The 15,506-nt window shown below is 71.1% G+C and carries 15 protein-coding genes and 1 pseudogene; 8 read left to right on the top strand and 8 right to left on the bottom strand.

Translation table 11 applies throughout. The annotated features are described in order from the left end of the window. Window positions 1-11: 11 nt before the first annotated feature. The 3 genes from ACPPVS_RS00550 to tsaA form a co-directional block, all read right to left on the bottom strand. Entirely contained in the window at window positions 12-1,487 is a 1,476-nt protein-coding gene (locus tag ACPPVS_RS00550) for an MFS transporter (RefSeq protein WP_426593975.1), read from the bottom strand. Then, window positions 1,480-1,992: a PadR family transcriptional regulator gene (locus ACPPVS_RS00545; protein WP_426593974.1), complete on the bottom strand. Its 513-nt coding sequence runs from the start codon at window positions 1,990-1,992 to the stop codon at window positions 1,480-1,482. The genes ACPPVS_RS00550 and ACPPVS_RS00545 overlap by 8 nt, the downstream gene beginning before the upstream one ends. 111 nt (window positions 1,993-2,103) lie before the next feature. Then, window positions 2,104-2,511 (bottom strand): tRNA (N6-threonylcarbamoyladenosine(37)-N6)-methyltransferase TrmO, encoded by a 408-nt coding sequence (gene tsaA, locus ACPPVS_RS00540; protein WP_426593973.1) that lies wholly within the window; start codon window positions 2,509-2,511, stop codon window positions 2,104-2,106. Window positions 2,512-2,640: 129 nt separating this feature from the next. On the opposite strand from tsaA, the gene ACPPVS_RS00535 reads away from it, so the two are divergent. The 4 genes from ACPPVS_RS00535 (at window position 2,641) to ACPPVS_RS00520 (ending at window position 7,813) form a co-directional block, all read left to right on the top strand. After that, window positions 2,641-4,833 carry a glycoside hydrolase domain-containing protein gene (locus ACPPVS_RS00535; protein ID WP_426593971.1) on the top strand — a complete coding sequence of 731 codons (2,193 nt, stop codon included), beginning with the start codon at window positions 2,641-2,643 and terminating at the stop codon, window positions 4,831-4,833. 16 nt (window positions 4,834-4,849) lie between these two features. Beyond that, a complete protein-coding gene (locus ACPPVS_RS00530; RefSeq protein WP_426593970.1) occupies window positions 4,850-6,139 on the top strand; it encodes a glycosyltransferase in 1,290 nt (429 codons plus the stop codon). 107 nt (window positions 6,140-6,246) lie between these two features. Further along, a complete protein-coding gene (locus ACPPVS_RS00525) occupies window positions 6,247-6,702 on the top strand; it encodes a nitroreductase/quinone reductase family protein (RefSeq protein ID WP_426593969.1) in 456 nt (151 codons plus the stop codon). Between the two features lie 91 nt (window positions 6,703-6,793). After that, complete coding sequence (locus ACPPVS_RS00520; RefSeq protein ID WP_426593968.1) at window positions 6,794-7,813, top strand: LLM class flavin-dependent oxidoreductase; 1,020 nt, start codon at window positions 6,794-6,796, stop codon at window positions 7,811-7,813. A 43-nt stretch (window positions 7,814-7,856) separates the two neighbouring features. Here the strand turns inward: ACPPVS_RS00520 and ACPPVS_RS00515 are convergent, their stop codons facing one another. Beyond that, window positions 7,857-9,143, bottom strand: coding sequence for an alpha/beta fold hydrolase (locus ACPPVS_RS00515; protein ID WP_426593967.1), 1,287 nt, complete (start codon window positions 9,141-9,143; stop codon window positions 7,857-7,859). Window positions 9,144-9,306: 163 nt separating this feature from the next. On the opposite strand from ACPPVS_RS00515, the gene ACPPVS_RS00510 reads away from it, so the two are divergent. Next, the gene (locus ACPPVS_RS00510) at window positions 9,307-10,749 is read left to right on the top strand and encodes an MFS transporter (RefSeq protein WP_426595844.1); all 1,443 of its coding nucleotides are present in this window, start codon (window positions 9,307-9,309) and stop codon (window positions 10,747-10,749) included. A gap of 50 nt (window positions 10,750-10,799) precedes the next feature. After that, window positions 10,800-11,237: a nitroreductase family deazaflavin-dependent oxidoreductase gene (locus ACPPVS_RS00505; RefSeq protein ID WP_426593966.1), complete on the top strand. Its 438-nt coding sequence runs from the start codon at window positions 10,800-10,802 to the stop codon at window positions 11,235-11,237. Here ACPPVS_RS00505 and ACPPVS_RS00500 read toward each other — a convergent pair. The 3 genes and pseudogenes from ACPPVS_RS00500 to ACPPVS_RS00490 form a co-directional block, all read right to left on the bottom strand. Continuing rightward, window positions 11,203-11,541 (bottom strand): DUF2809 domain-containing protein, encoded by a 339-nt coding sequence (locus ACPPVS_RS00500; protein WP_426593965.1) that lies wholly within the window; start codon window positions 11,539-11,541, stop codon window positions 11,203-11,205. The genes ACPPVS_RS00505 and ACPPVS_RS00500 overlap by 35 nt on opposite strands. A 74-nt stretch (window positions 11,542-11,615) precedes the next feature. Continuing rightward, window positions 11,616-12,050 (bottom strand): MerR family transcriptional regulator, encoded by a 435-nt coding sequence (locus tag ACPPVS_RS00495; RefSeq protein ID WP_426593964.1) that lies wholly within the window; start codon window positions 12,048-12,050, stop codon window positions 11,616-11,618. A 14-nt stretch (window positions 12,051-12,064) separates the two neighbouring features. Next, window positions 12,065-13,062, bottom strand: a pseudogene (locus ACPPVS_RS00490) (aldo/keto reductase). 126 nt (window positions 13,063-13,188) lie between these two features. On the opposite strand from ACPPVS_RS00490, the gene ACPPVS_RS00485 reads away from it, so the two are divergent. Beyond that, entirely contained in the window at window positions 13,189-13,878 is a 690-nt protein-coding gene (locus tag ACPPVS_RS00485; RefSeq protein ID WP_426593963.1) for an HNH endonuclease family protein, read from the top strand. Between the two features lie 42 nt (window positions 13,879-13,920). After that, the gene (locus tag ACPPVS_RS00480) at window positions 13,921-15,075 is read left to right on the top strand and encodes an alanine racemase (RefSeq protein ID WP_426593961.1); all 1,155 of its coding nucleotides are present in this window, start codon (window positions 13,921-13,923) and stop codon (window positions 15,073-15,075) included. 21 nt (window positions 15,076-15,096) lie between these two features. On the opposite strand, the gene ACPPVS_RS00475 is transcribed toward ACPPVS_RS00480, so the two are convergent. Beyond that, window positions 15,097-15,471, bottom strand: coding sequence for a RidA family protein (locus ACPPVS_RS00475; RefSeq protein ID WP_426593960.1), 375 nt, complete (start codon window positions 15,469-15,471; stop codon window positions 15,097-15,099). Between the last annotated feature and the right edge of the window lie 35 nt (window positions 15,472-15,506).

Here is a 15,506-nt window from a genome sequence, read left to right as displayed (position 1 = left end):
ACCACCGACACTCACTCCGTCGGCGGCGGAGCTCCGTGACCCGAGTCGACCTTCTTGGGCAGGACGAACACCAGCAGGAACGAGACCACCGCGAGGATGGCGCTCACGAGCATCGCGGCGGCCGCAGCGTCGGTGAACGCCTGCGGGAGCGACTGCGGGCTCGTAGGGTGAAGGTGCCCGAACAGGACGCTGCCGATCACCGCGATGCCGATGGCGCTGCCGACGCGCTGCATCACGCTGATCACGCCGCTGGCCGCGCCCGCCTCGGACCGATCCACCGTGGCGACGATGAACTGCACGTTCGGCGCGATGAACAGGCCGCTGCCGATGCCGCCGAGGAGCAGCGGGAGCAGCAGGTCCCAGTTGGTGAGGTCGGCGGCCGAGACGGTGCTCAGGACGATCCAGACCCATGCCAGGCCGACGGCGACCAGCGCTGTACCGACCACCAGGACCGTGCGGCCGAGGCGCTGCGCCAGCCGGTTGCTCTGCGAGGCTCCGATGATCGAGCCGACCGCGAACGGCACACCGACGAAGCCCGACTCCAGCGCCGTGTGCCCCAGACCGGCCTGCCAGAGAAGGGAGATGGTGAAGAAGATGCTGGTGAACGCTGCGAAGTAGATCATCGCGAGGACCGTGCCGCCCGTGAACGCGGGGTGGCTGAACAGGTGCGGCGGCACCATCGGGTTCTTGTCCTTGATGCGTAGCTCCCAGAGCGCGAACGCGACGATCAGCAGCACGCCGGCCGCGAGGGTGATGAACGTCCACGCGGGCCAGCCCTTGTCCTGACCCTCGATCAAGGGCACGAGGATGGCGACCAGCCCGGCGGTCAGCAGGACCAGGCCAACCAGGTCGACCCCCGCCTTGGACGTCGTCCCGAGCTTGCCCGCCGGCAGCAGCTTGGCGGCAGCGATCAGGGTCACGATGCCGATCGGGATGTTCACCAGGAACACCGTCCGCCAGCCGTTGGTGTCGCCGAACGCCTCGATGAGCAGACCACCGAGGATCGGTCCGATGGCGGTCGAGACGCCGATGACCGAGCCCATGATCGCGAACGCCTTGCCGCGCACCGGCCCCGGGAACAGAAGCTGGATGAAGGCGGTGACGCCCGGCACGAACATGCCGCCCGCGAGCCCCTGGACGACGCGGAAGATGATGAGCTGGATGCTGCTCTGCGCGAAACCGCAGGCGAGGCTGGCCAGCGTGAACAGAGCCAACCCCGTGAAGAACACCCACTTGTGCCCGAGCCGGTCGCCCATGCGCCCCGACGGGATCAGTGCGATGCCGAACGCCAGCGCGTAGCCCGAGATGATCCAGCTCAGGGTCGCCTCGGACGCGTCGAGGCTGTCCCGGATGGTCGGCAGAGCGACGTTGACGATCGTCGTGTCGATCAGCGCCATGCACATGCCGGCCATGAGCACGATGAGCGCGTTCCACGAGCTCCTGGGCACCTTGGGCGGCGTCCAGGCCTGTGCGGTGGCCTCAGTCATGGTCCCGGGTCCTCTCGTCGGCGATGATCGTCGGCAGCTCTGCCTGCAGTTCTCTGTGCCAGGCCAGCTCAGCCCTGAGCCGGTCGGCCTTGTGCCGCATCACGAACCGTTCGCTGGCCGTGAGGTACTGCTGCGCGATCTCCCCATGCGTCTCGGACTCGCTGAGCATCGCGCTCAGCGTCTGTACCCGCGCATCGATCATGGCGGGAAGTGCGTCCAGCCGCTTCTTGTCCAGCCGCGTCATCGCCAGGTCGAACGGATCGGGCTTCACGACGACCGCGCGGAGGGCGTCGTGCTGGATGATGCTCAGCGTCGTCCGACCCGCGTCGGTGATCGCCCAGACCTGCCGCTCCGGGTACGCACCCTCCCGCTCGGTGCGCTCCTCCGCGATCAGTCCTTCGGCGCCCAGGCGCTTGATCGCGCCGTACAGCGCGCCCACGGTGATGTCCGTCCAGAGCGTGACGTGCTCCTGCTCGGCGAGCAGCCGCAGCTGGTGCCCGTGCATGGGCCCCCGCTCAGCGAGTGACCCGAGGATGAACAACCGAATCGACGACACGGGAGTACTCTTGCACGAGTAGTCTCTGGAGACAACCTTTCCGCCCTGGCCGACCCGCCCTCAACGCTCCTGCACCGCTCCGAGCACCGGCTTGATGTCCAGGACCGGCGTGCCGTCCAGCGCCTCCAGGTTGCTGACCAGCAGCCGTGTCCCGTGGATCTCGCGGACCGTGACGCGGTGCAGACCGATCGGGTTCGGGCGGTCGGGTGAGCGGGTGCTGAACACGCCGAGCGCGGTGCGCGTGACGTCGCCGCGCGGGTGCACCACGTGGACGTCGCGCGCCGCGCGGTCGAACCACGTCAGCAGCAGCACGTCCTCGCCGACGGCGACGTCGGCCACCGCGTCGGCGTACTCGTCGGCGACCACCACCCACGCGTCGGGCGACCCCTCGTCACCCTGTCGCGGCGCCTGGTCCCGGTCGTACAACGGAGACTCGACCCGACCGACCTGCGTGACCTCGTAGCGCATGCACCCACGATGGCGGCCGGGACGACGCCCGACAAGGGCCCGCTGCGTCGTCGCGAAACCCGCCCGTAACCCTGCGGTCGTACCGTCCGCAGGACGAGGCACTGACGCACGCGCGGGAGGAGCAACCGCATGTTCGAGCGAGTCGACCCGTTCATCGGCACGGAGGCCACGAGCCTGCCCGCGCAGCACGGGCTCGCGACGACGTGGTGGTGGCCCAAGCCGCAGGTCGGGAACACGCACCCGGGCGCCACGTACCCGCTCGGCATGGTCAGCGCGTGCTCGTACTCGGGCGGCTACCCGACGGGCTACGGCCGCTACGACCTGGGCACCGAGGGCCTCCCGAGCCCGATCCACGCGAACCCCGTCGCCAGCGGCTTCACGCACTTCCAGCAGTCCGGCACCGGCGCCATCCGCAAGTACTACAACTACTTCCGCGTCACCCCGATGCTGCAGCCGCTGGACGACCTGGGTCAGCTCTGGGACATCGTCGAGGAGGACGCCGAGCCCGGCTACTACTCGGCGACGCTCGAGTCGGGCATCCGCGCGGAGATCACCGTCGGCCCCAAGAGCGCGGTCCACCGGTACACGTTCCCCGCGCACCGCGACGCGCGCCTGGTCATCGACTTCTCGCTCGGCGGCCTGACCATCCCGCACGGGCGGACCGTGCCGCTGCGGGCGCACCTGGAGTCGATCGCGCCCGGGGTGGCGCAGGGCGAGATCGTCGTCGAGGGCACGCCGCTGGCCGTGCACGTCGAGTGCGACGACCCGCACTGGCGGCAGATGCTCTGGTACGACCGGCGCCTGATGCCCGGTGGCACGCGCCTCGACTTCGACCGCATCCGGCCGACCACGCTGCGGCCGTTCGGGCTCATGTGGGCCGGTCCGTCGGAACCGGGTCAGGTGGTCGAGCTGCGGTTCGGGTTCTCGCTGCGCGGGGTCGACCAGGCCCGCGCGAACCTCGAGAAGGAGTGCGGCCCGGGTCCGTCCAGCTTCGCGACGAGGCGCGCGGACACCGCCGCGGACTGGCAGCGGACGCTGGGCAAGATCCGCATCGACACCCCCTCGACGGAGAAGCAGACCGTCTTCTCGACGGCCCTGTACCACTCGCTCATCAAGCCGTGCCTGGCGCCCGACGAGAGCCCGTTCTGGCCGACCGACGGGCCGTTCGCGTACGACATCGCGACCATGTGGGACATCTACCGGACGCAGCTCCCGCTGCTCACCACCTTGCTGCCGGACCGCGCCGTCGAGCTCGCGCAGGCACTCCTGTCGATCGCCGAGGAGGAGGGCAACCTCCCGATCGGGTACCGGATGGCCCGCGGAGCCGACCAGTTCAGCCGGCAGGCCTCGGCCCTCGCCCACACCTTCCTGTCGGACCTGTGCCAGCTCGGGCTGCCCGGCATGGACTGGGACTGGGCGCTCGTGCACATGCACAACGACCTTCGTCGGACGTACGGCGAGGAGTTCCTGCTGCGCGGCATCGCGCACCCCATCAGCCACACGCTCGACCTAGCGTTCGGCTACTGGTGCACGTCGCAGATCGCTGCGCACGTGGGCGACGAGGACCTCGTCGACCAGTTCGCGCCGCTCGCCGAGCAGTGGGTCAACGCCTACGACACCGCGACCGGCCTCCTGCAGGACTCCACCTACTACGAGGGTGGTCGCTGGAACTACTCCTTCCGGCTCATGCACGACATGGCGGCGCGGATCAAGCTCTCGGGCGGCGACGACGCCTTCGTCGCGCAGCTCGACCAGTTCTTCGGGTACGGGGCTCCCGCCGTCGTCCAGCCGGGTCTGCGGCCGAGCGTCGAGGAGATGGCGATCGGCTACGCGCTCAACAGGTTCGAGGGTCTGAACAACGAGCCGGACATGGAAGCCCCCTGGGCCTACCAGTACGCCGGCCGGCCCGACCGCACCGCGGAGGTCGTCCAGGCGATCGTGCAGAACCAGTTCGCCGTCGGTCGGGGTGGGATGCCCGGCAACGACGACTCGGGCGGGCTGTCGTCCTGGTACGTCTGGGCGTCGCTGGGCCTGTTCCCCGTCGCCGGGCAGAGCCTCTTCCTCATCAACGCGCCGGCCTGGCGAGAGTCGAGCATCGCCGTCGGTGATCGCACCCTGAACGTCGAGACCCAAGGGTTCATCGAACCGACACCCGCCGGCCCCACGCAATATGTACAGTCCGTGCACCTCGATGGTGAGGCGCTCGAGCGCACCTGGCTCACCGGTGCCGAGCTGCACCGCGGGGGACGGCTCCTGATCTCGCTCGGCCCGACCCCGTCGGACTGGGGCACCACCGTCCGGCCACCGTCCGTGAGCACGTGATCCCCGAGGGAGCGCCATGACCAGTCCCCGACGCCGGCTCGTCATCGTCGTGCGCGCCGATCCGGTCATCTGCGGCCACTCGGGCGAGGCCCGCAACCTGGCGGAAGCCGCGCTGGACAGGGGTTTCGACGACGTCCGCATCGTCACGTGGACCATCGAGCGGCTGCAGGCCACCGGGCTGCCACTCAAGCCGCTCGACGGTGTGCTCCCGTACAGCCCCGGGATCACGGTCGAGCGTCCGGAGCCCGTCGGCGACTACAAGGTGCCCGACGGACGCTGGCTCGCGGGCATCACCGGGCGACTGGTCGAGCTGTTCACCGACGGTGTACCAACGGTCGCCATGTCGTTGTACTTGTCGCCGCACTCGCTCGCGATCGCCGACGCCGTCCGCGTCGCCCGCAGCACCGGGCTGCCCGTGAACGTGGTGACCGTCGCCGAGGCCGTCGGGTCGGACGTCACCAACGTGGTCCGCGCCTGCGTCGAGAACGACCAGTTCGGCGCCGCCGCCCACGTGCTGTCCAGCTACCTCGAGCACGACGTCTGCCTGGCCGTCTCGGACTACACGCGCGAGCTGATCATCAGCGAGGCCGCCGCCATCGACGCCAAGCACGGCACCACGTTCGCCGCCCAGTGCCGCGAGCGCGTCACCGTGTCCTACCCGGCGGTCGACGTCGGCTCCTACCTGAACCTGCCGCCCTCGTCCGTGCTGGCCTCCCGCGGCCTCACGCCCGACGGGTACGTCCTGTTCCTGTCCCGCCTCGCGCACGCCAAGGGAGTCGACGACCTCATCGAGGGCTTCGCGTCGAGCTCGCTGGCCGCCGGCCTGACCCTCGTGATCGCCGGGAACGGGCCCGACGCGAGCCGGCTGCGCGCCTTGGCGGCGGCGTCGCCCGCGGCCGACCGGATCACGTTCCTCGACGACGTCGACGACTCCGAGAAGGCCCACCTCATGGCCGGCTCCGCCGCCTACGTGCTGCCCAGCAAGCCCCGCCCGGAGTTCGTCGAGACGTTCGGCATCGCCCTCGTCGAGAAGATGCTCGCCGGCGGCGGCCCCGTCATCACCACGGACACCGGCGGTATCGGCGAGGCGGTCGGCGACTGCGCCCTGATCGTGCCCGTCGAGTCCCCGCCGGCGATCGCCGGCGCCCTGGACCGCGTGCTCGCGATGTCCGCCGACGAGCGCGCCTCCTGGGAGCGGCGCGCCCGCGCCCACGCCCTGCAGTTCGACCGCGTCGCCGTGCTCGACGGCATCCTCGCCCGCGTCTCCGAGACGCAGGTCCCCTGGGTCCCGACGCCCGTCGGGTGACCCCGTCCTCCACAGATCCCCCGGCCGGACTGCGACAAGAGCTGATCCCACCACGCGCCGGCAGCGCGACTCGATGCGACGATGAGGAGCGGAGAGGAGCCCAGGCCATGGCATTCGACACGCCGAACGGCACCCGGGGTGCGCGCCAGCCCGGAACGAGCCCGCTGGAGCGCTTCGGCAACCGGATGATGGCGCGGCGCGCACGTGGCAAGGGGTCGTTCGAGGGCGCCTCGACGATCGCGCTCGTGACCATCGGCAGCAAGTCCGGGGAGGAGCGCATCACCCCCGTGGCGTGGTTCCCGGCCGGCGGCAATTCGGGCTACATCACGGCGACAGCGGGCGGGGCGGCACGCAATCCGGCCTGGTACTACAACCTCGCCGCGCACCCCGACCGGGTCGGCGTCGAGGTGGGAGGCGAGCGCGTCGCGGTCACCGCGTCGCAGCTGCACGGCGACGAACGCGACGAGGCGTGGCGGCTGATCACGGCCCGGTCGAACGGGTTCGTCAAGTACGAGAAAGCCACAGATCGCGTGATTCCCGTCATCCGCCTGACGCGCCGGTGACCCGACCCGATCGACCGCCCCGGACGCCCGAACCCTGGGACGGACCGCTTCCGCGGCGAGGTCCTCGACGTCGAGGTCGTACCCTGCGCGCGTGAGCCCCCGACTCGAGCTGAGCTTCCTGACGTTCGTCCCCTACGACGACCCTTCCCACGCCGCGCAGTCCCTCAAGGACGCGATCGACCTGTTCCAGTACGCGGAGGGGCTGGGTTACGACACGGGTTGGGTGCGCGTGCGGCACCTCGAGCAGTTCCTGTCGTCACCTTTCCCGCTGTTCGGGGCGATCGCGCAGGCGACCGAGCGGATCCGGTTCGGCACGGCCGTGCTGCCCATGCGCTACGCGGACCCGATCGCGGTCGCGGAGGACGCGGCGACGGTCGACCTGCTCTCCGGCGGCCGCCTGGAGCTCGGAGTCGCCGGTGGGATCAAGCCGTCGGCAGGCATCCTCGACGGCGTCTACGGCACGGCCGAGCGGTCGTTCGACGACGAGTCCCAGCACCGCATCGACCGGCTGCGTGCCGCGATCGCGGGGAAGCCGGTGGCCGTCGCGCCGGACACGGGGTTCCCGATCGCGCCTCCGGGCACCGAGCTGATCGTCCGCCCGCACAGCCCCGGGCTCTCGGACCGCATCTGGTACGGGCCAGGTTCCACCGCCACGGCAGTCCGGACGGCCGAACAGGGGCTGGACCTGCTGGTCTCGACGCTCAACAGCGAGGACGACGGCCGGTCGTTCGAGGAGACGCAGCGCGACCAGATCCGCGCGTACAAGGCGGCGTTCGACGTCCCCGGCCGCACCCCGCGGGCGGTCGCCGGGCGGATCGTGCTCCCCAGCGTGACGCCCGCGGACGACGAGCTGTTCGCCGACTACATCGCCTGGTACGCCGGCCGGTTCGACGCCACCGGCCGGGCCCCGGGCGGTTTCGGCGTGTTCAGCCCGACCCACCACGGCAGTCCGGAGCAGGTGGTCGCCAGCCTCACCGCAGACGTCGCCCTCGCCGAGGTAACGGGCCTCGACATCGTCCTGCCCGCCAACGCCAGCCACGCGATGAGCCGCCGGATCCTGGAGAACGTCGCCACGTCGGTCGCCCCGGCGCTCGGATGGTCCCCGGCCTAGCGCGCGGCACGCGCGTCGGCGAGCTGTGATCGAACCGGTGGGACTACCGGCCGGTCACGTGGGCCTTGCCGGTGGCCAGGTCGAGGAGCCTCGGCAGGATCTCGTCGCCGGCCATCCGCAGGCCGTCGTGCAGGTATTCGTTGGTGATCCAGACCCGCGCGTTCCCCAGGTCGGTGGCCAGCGCGAGGTCGAGGTCCACGTACGGGTCGTCGTAGTACTGGACTGCCGCGACGGGCACCTCGTTCGAGGCCAGCCGGTCCAGGTCGTAGAGCCGCGGCCAGTCGCGCGGGCCGAGCAGCTCATCGACCGCCGGCCGGAACGGCTTCAGTGCCCGGACCTGGTCGAACATCCACGGCAGGATCACCTCGCCGGTCAGCTGCAGGGGGCGCGCCGACGTGGCATAGGCGGGCCGGCTCGCCTGCTCGGCCGCCGCCGCCCAGCCACCGGGGACCGGGCCCTGGTGGTAGATCGCCTCGTGCAGCGCCGCGTAGAGCGGGTCGCCGTCGAACGCGGTCTGGTGGCCGACCACCGACAGGAAGCCCGCCGACAGCCCGCCGTCCGCGTCGAGGGCCGTGTCCAGCTGCCAGTGCAGCTGGTCCAAGCCGGTGCTCATCCCGAACGGCATGCCGAGCATCTGCAGCCGCTGCGGCGTGAACGGGTCCCCGTCGGGGAGCACCACGGACTGTGCGGCGAGCAGGTCCGCGATCGATCCGAGCGTCGCGACGTCGTCGGGAAACTGACGGGCGAACTCGCGGTTGCGGGCGTCCTGCCGGCGATAGGTGTGCGCGTAGATCTCGGCGGCGGTGGCCGTCGCCGGCGGCAGGCCGCCCGTGACCAGGCACATCGTCAGCGCCTCGGGGTGCCGCGACAGGTACGTGAGCGTGAGGAACCCGCCGTACGACTGCCCGAGCGTGGCCCACGGCCGACCGCCGTAGACCGTGGTTCGCACGTGCTCGGCATCCGCCACGATCGCGTCGCCTCGGAAGCAGGCGAGGTAGTCGGCGGCCGTCGCCGGATCCTCGAACTGCGCCATCGTGCGACCGTCCACGCGCGACGACCTCCCGGTTCCGCGCTGGTCGAGCAGGACGACGCGGAACTTCTCCAGCAGCGTGCCCACCCAGCCACCGGCCAGCGGCCGGGGTCCCTGCTGCCCGGGACCACCCTGCAGGTAGACGATCAGCGGCAGGTCGTCCGACGCCTTCGTCGGGTCCACCAGCTCGCGGGCGAACACCTCGATCGAGCCGAACCGGTCCGGCGCCGACCGGTCGACGGGCACCCGGACCCGGTGGTCACGCACGCGGAATCCGTTCATCGGGTATTCGCTGGGCATGCGACCGACACTAGGGGGACGTCCACCAGTCGGTCGCCCGGAATGCGCGGCAGCCCGTCGCGTTGAGGTGGAACGACGACGAGGGAGAACCACCCTGACCAGCACCGCCACCACCTCCGGCGTCGGCTTCCGCTCGGACCGCGGACCGATCCTCATCGCGATCATGGTCACCACCGGCCTGGTCGCCATCGACGCGACCATCCTGGCGACGGCGGTCCCGACGATCGTCGGCGAGCTCGGCGGGTTCAGCAGCTTCCCGTGGCTGTTCTCGATCTACCTGCTCACGCAGGCAGTCAGCGTGCCCATCTACTCCAAGCTCGCGGACACGGTCGGCCGCAAACCCGTCGTGCTGCTCGGGATCGCGCTGTTCCTCACCGGCTCGGTACTGTGCGGGTTCGCCTGGAGCATGCCGATGCTCATCGCGTTCCGGGCGGTCCAGGGGCTCGGCGCGGGCGCCGTGCAGCCGATGGCCATCACGATCGCCGGCGACATCTACACCGTCGCCGAACGGGCCAAGGCGCAGGCGTACATCGCGAGCGTCTGGGCCGTCTCGTCCGTGGTCGGTCCGACGCTCGGCGGCATCTTCTCGGAGTTCGTCAGCTGGCGATGGATCTTCTTCGTCAACATCCCGCTCTGCTTCGCCGCCGCGTGGCTGCTCATCCGGTTCCTGCACGAGACGGTCGAGCGCAAGCCGCACCGCATCGACTGGGCCGGGGGCGGCCTGCTCACGGTGTCCATGAGCCTGCTGATCCTCGGGCTCCTCGAGGGCGGCAACGCCTGGGCGTGGGACGCGCCGCAGAGCATCGGTGCGTTCGTCGTCGGGACCCTGCTGTTCCTCGCCTTCATCCGCGTCGAGCAGACGGCCGCCGAGCCGGTGCTGCCGCTGTGGGTGTTCACCCGGCGGCTGCTGCTGGCCGCGTCGATGATCGCCGTCGCCGTCGGCGTGATCCTCATCGGGCTCACGTCGTACGTCCCGTCGTTCCTCGAGGCGCTCCTGCACGTGTCGCCGCTGACCTCGGGCCTCGCGCTCGCGGCCCTGACGATCGGCTGGCCGATCACCGCCTCGCAGTCGGGCCGCCTCTATCTCCGCTACGGGTTCCGCTTCACCGCCCTCGTCGGCTCGGTCGTCGCCGTCGTCGGCGTCGCGGCGCTCGTCTGGGTCTCCACCGATCCCAGCGTCATCGGCGTCGCACTGTCCTGCCTGGTCGTCGGCGGCGGCCTGGGACTGACGTCCTCGCCCACCCTCATCGCCGCCCAGTCCAGCGTCGGCTGGGGCGACCGGGCCGTCGTCACGGGCGCCAACCTGTTCTCGCGGTCCATGGGCAGCGCGGTGGGCGTCGCCGTGCTCGGCGCGGTGATCAACGGCCGGATGGATGGGCAGACCGCCGTGCAGGCTCCCTCCCAGTTCGGGGACGCCGTGACCGTGGCGTTCGTCGTGGTCCTCGGCGTCGCGCTCGCGATGGTCGTCGCCGCGGCGGCCATGCCCCGCACCACGACGGAGCACGTACACGTGGGCTCGACCGGCGGCAAGGACGAAGCCACGTCTCAGGTGGTCGGCGACACCGTCGTCGACGAGGCGAAGGACTTCCTGGACAAGCAGAAGTAGGGCCGTGCGGCGTCGGGAATCGGATGCGGCGGGGCGTCGTTCGGGTGGGCATGCCTCTCTCCGGTGAGTACGCCCCGAGCACGTCCGGCTGGGCCCGCGCGCAGGCCGAGCTCTACGAAGCCACCGCCGGTCGGGAAGGGAACCTCATGCGGGGCAAGCCGGTGATCGTGCTGACCTCCGTCGGTGCGAGCAGCGGAAAGCTCCGCAAGACGGCCCTCATGCGCGTCGAGCACGAGGGTCGGTACGCCGTGGTCGCGTCCAAGGGCGGCGCGCCCGAGCACCCCGCGTGGTACCGCAACCTGGTCGAGCACCCCCACGTCGAGCTGCAGGACGGGGCCGTCACGAAGGACTACGTCGCGCACGAGACGGCCGGCGCCGAGCGCGACGAGTGGTGGGCCCGCGCGCTCGACGCGTGGCCGGCGTACGCGACCTACCAGACGAAGACGGACCGGCTCATCCCGCTGTTCGTCCTGACGCCGACGGACTGACGTCGGTCGTTCTTCGCCGCCTCGTCCCGCGGTCACGCAGCCGGGCGATCGCCAGGTCCAGTCCGGCCGCCAGGGCCACCCCGACCGCGTACGCGAGCAGGTCCGGCGCGTGGAACGTCGTCCCCAGCACGTAGCGCGCCGACGGCCGGGTGGCGACGATCGTCGCGGGCAGCCCGGTCAGCTGGAACAGCTCGACCGCCACGCAGATCCCGAGAGCCACCGGCGCGGCCCGCGTGACACGCACCCTCGGGACCACCCCGACGACCAGGACGTAGACGAGCACCGCATACAACGCGTCGCCCACCGCGCCGCTCCCCGCGACAAGACCCGCGGCGACCACCAGGACCGCGGCACCCGCGACGACCCGGCGATCGCGCCTCAGAACGACCTCGCCGCGTCGTCGACGAGGAGCTCGTCGCCGACGCCGACGGCACCCGGGCCGACCTTCGCCGCGTACAGGTCGATCTTGAACTCGATCGCGTCGAGGTGCGCCGCCACCTGCCGCAGCTCCTCACGCACGCGATCCCGGTGCGCGCAGAGCAGCTCGAGCCGCTCGGCCTCGTTCCCGTCCCCCTGGCGCACCAGGTCCGCGTACTGCCGGACCTCCCGGATGGGCATGCCTGTGGATCGCAGCCGGGTCACCATGCGTATCCAGCTGAGGTCCTGGTCGGTGTACCGGCGGTGGCCCGACGACGCCCGGTCCACCGACCCGAGCAGCAGTCCGTCGCGCTCGTAGTAGCGCAGCGTGTGGGTGGTCAGGCCGGTGGCCTCGGCCGCCTCGGCGATGCTCCAGTGTTCGGCGAGCAGGCTCATGGCTCGATCATGCCTCAGCGGTTGACGGACGACATGTCCGCGTACCGGTCGCCCTTCGCGGCGCCGAGGTCGCTCAGCGCGGTGATCTCCTCGTCGGTCAGCGCGATCTGCGTCGCCGCGGCGTTCTCCTCGATCCGGGCCACCCGACGCGTTCCCGGGATCGGGACCACGTCCGCGCCCTGCGCCAGCACCCAGGCGGGGCCAGCTGCGCCGCCGTGACGTGCTTGACCTCGGCGAGCGCCCGGATCTTCTCGACGAGGACCAGGTTGGCATCCAGGGCATCGCCGACGAACCGCGGGTTGACCCGTCGGAAGTCGCCCTCGACGAGCGAGTCGGTCGACGTGATCGTGCCGGTCAGGAACCCCCGGCCGAGCGGGGAGTACGGCACCAGGCCGATGCCGAGCTCGCGCACGGTCGGCAGGATCTCGGCCTCGACGTCGCGGCTCCACAGCGAGTACTCGGTCTCGACGGCCGTGATGGGGTGCACCGCGTGCGCGCGCCGGATCGTCGCCGCACCCGCTTCCGACAGGCCGAGGAACTGCACCTTGCCCGCGGACACCTGCTCGGCCATGGCGCCGACCGTCTCCTCGATGGGGACCGACGGGTCCACGCGGTGCTGGTAGTAGAGGTCGATGTGGTCGACGCCCAGGCGCTGCAGGCTGCCGTCCACCGCGGCGCGCACGTGCTCCGGCCGGCCGTCGACACCGCGCACGCTCGGGTCGTCCGGATCGCGCACGATGCGAAACTTGGTCGCGATCACGACCTCGTCGCGACGACCCTCGATCGCCCGGCCGACCAGCCGCTCGTTGGCGTGCGGGCCGCACATGTCGGCGGTGTCCAGGAAGGTCACGCCGAGATCGAGCGCCCGACGGATGGTCGCGAAGGACTCCTGCTCGTCCGCGGTCCCCTCGAGGGACCGGGCACCGTAGAAGTCGGACATGCCCATGCAGCCGAGCCCGAGGGCAGAAACGGTGAGGGCGGCCGGGCCGCTGCCGATGGTGCGCGTGGAGATCGTCATGCCTCCCACCGTCCGCCTTCGAGTGCGCTCTCAGTCAAGAGGAGCCGACCACAGCCCACGGGAGACAACGGTGCACGACGAGGTCGACCATCCACGACGTGCGCGTGCAACCGTCGCCGGATGACACGAGCCTGGCCGTGGGTCGCCGTCCTGGCGCTCTGCGTGGCGATCGGCGCCGGCCTGCCGGCGTGGTCGCAGGCGCGGGTGGCGGCGAGGTATCCGGTGACCGCGGCCGATCTGGCCGGCGGCAGAGCCGACCTCGCGCGCCTGGCCGTGCGCGGGCGTGCGCCGAGCACGGGGTACTCGCGGGAGCAGTTCGGTCAGCCGTGGGCGGACGTCGACCACAACGGCTGCGACACGCGCAACGACGTGCTCGCCCGCGACCTCGTCGACAAGCGCACGAGGGGCGACCACTGCACCGTCCTGACGGGCACGCTCGACGAGCCCTACACCGGGGAACAGGAGGAGTTCGTGCGCGGACCGAGCTCGGCCACGGTCCAGATCGACCACGTCGTGGCGCTCGCCGACGCCTGGGAGACGGGAGCCCAGCAGTGGTCGGCGCACAAGCGGCTGGCCTTCGCCAACGACCCCGCCAACCTGCTCGCCGTCGACGGGCCGGCCAACCAGGACAAGGGCGCCGGCGACGCCGCGACCTGGCTCCCACCGAACAAGGGCTACCGGTGCGTCTACGTCCTGCGGCAGATCCGCGTGAAGGCCGCGTACGGCCTGTGGGCGACGGCGGCCGAGCACGACGCGTTCGCTCGCGTGCTCGGGCGGTGCGTCGTCGCCAAGCAGGCGAGGTCGCCGTGACGACCCGGGGTCGTCGCGGGGAACGGCGCTACCTTCTAGGGCATGATCCACGTCCCGACGAGGGTGATCGGCCCGACGACCAAGGGCTTCTGGCAGCCGACCCCCGTGAGCGTCGACGAGTTCAGGGCGGCAGGTCACACGTTGACGGACGGCTCTCTGACCTTCCCGCTGCTCACGCTCGACGCCGAGGCGCTCGCGCACAACATCACGGAGATGGCCGACTGGACGCGGGATCGCGGGCTGGCGTTCGCGCCGCACGGCAAGACCACCATGTCGGCGGAGATCTTCGCGGCGCAGCTCGATGCGGGTGCGTGGGGGATGACGGTCGCCACCGGGAACCAGCTCCTGGCCGCGTACTCGTTCGGCGTCCGACGCATCCTCGTGGCCAACGAGATCGTGGACCCGACCGTGCTGCGCTGGATCGCCGCCTGCGAGGACGCGGAGATCCTGTTCTACGTCGACTCCGTCGAGGGCGTGGAACGAGCGGCGGCCGCGGGCGGACCCGTGAGCGTGCTGCTCGAGGTGGGCTACGACCGCACCGGAGTTCGATCCCGGGGGGAGGCGATCACCCTGGCGAAGGCGATCGCGGCCACCGGCACAGTGCACCTCAAGGGCGTCAGCGCGTACGAGGGCGGCTGCGCCACGATCAACGAGGCTCGCGCCTTCCTCGCCGAGGTGCGGCTGATCGCGGCCGAGCTTCAGCCGTACATCGACGGTGACGTGGTCCTCTCGGCGGGCGGGTCGGCGTTCTTCGACGCGGTCTCCGACGAGCTGCGCCCGCTGCCCGGCGGTCGGACGATCCTGCGGTCCGGCTCCTACGTCACGCACGACCACGGCACGTACGTCTCGTCGACACCGTTCACGCGGATCGCCGGCAGCCTGCACCCGGCGCTACGGGTCTGGGCGCACGTGCTGTCGACCCCGGAGCCGGGGATGGCGCTGGTCGGGGCGGGCAAGCGCGACGTGCCCTACGACGCCGGCCTGCCCGTGGTCCTCAACAAGGCCGGCTGGACGGTGACACGCACGAACGACCAGCACGCGTTCCTCGATGCGGACGACGAGGCGGACGCCCTGGCACCGGGCGACCTGCTCGAGCTCGGCATCTCGCACCCGTGCACGGCCTTCGACAAGTGGCGCGTGATCCCGATCCTGGACGCCGACAAGCGCGTGGTCGACGTCGCGACGACGTGGTTCTGAGCATCGCGACGACGCGTTCCGTCACACCCGCCCGGCGACCACGTCGATCTCGACCTTGATCCCGGCGAGCACCGACCCGACGGTCGTCCGAGCCGGCTTGGGGTCCCCGAAGAACTCCCCGTAGGCGGCGTTGAACTCCGCGAAGTCGGCCAGGTCCGCGAGATGCACGGTCGTCTTGACCACGTCGTCGAGCGTGAGGCCCGCCGCCTCGAGCGTGGCCGCCACGTTGCGCAGCACCTGCCGCGTCTGGTCCGCGACGGACGGTGCGATCTCACCGGTCGCAGGATCCTGGGGGCCGAACCCGGCGGTCCACACCAGGTTGCCCAGGCGGATGCCCTGGGAGTAGTTGCCGGCCGGCTGCGGGGCGTCGGGGGTGCTGATCTTCTCGCGGGTCATGCCGTCATTGTCACCCGGGGCGCCGGCGACGAGGC

Origin of the sequence: Cellulomonas sp. McL0617, from assembly GCF_049994875.1 — a bacterium.
GTDB lineage: Bacteria > Actinomycetota > Actinomycetes > Actinomycetales > Cellulomonadaceae > Cellulomonas.
Note: the sequence above shows the minus strand (reverse complement) of the source record. Positions and strands in the feature narration are given on the sequence as shown.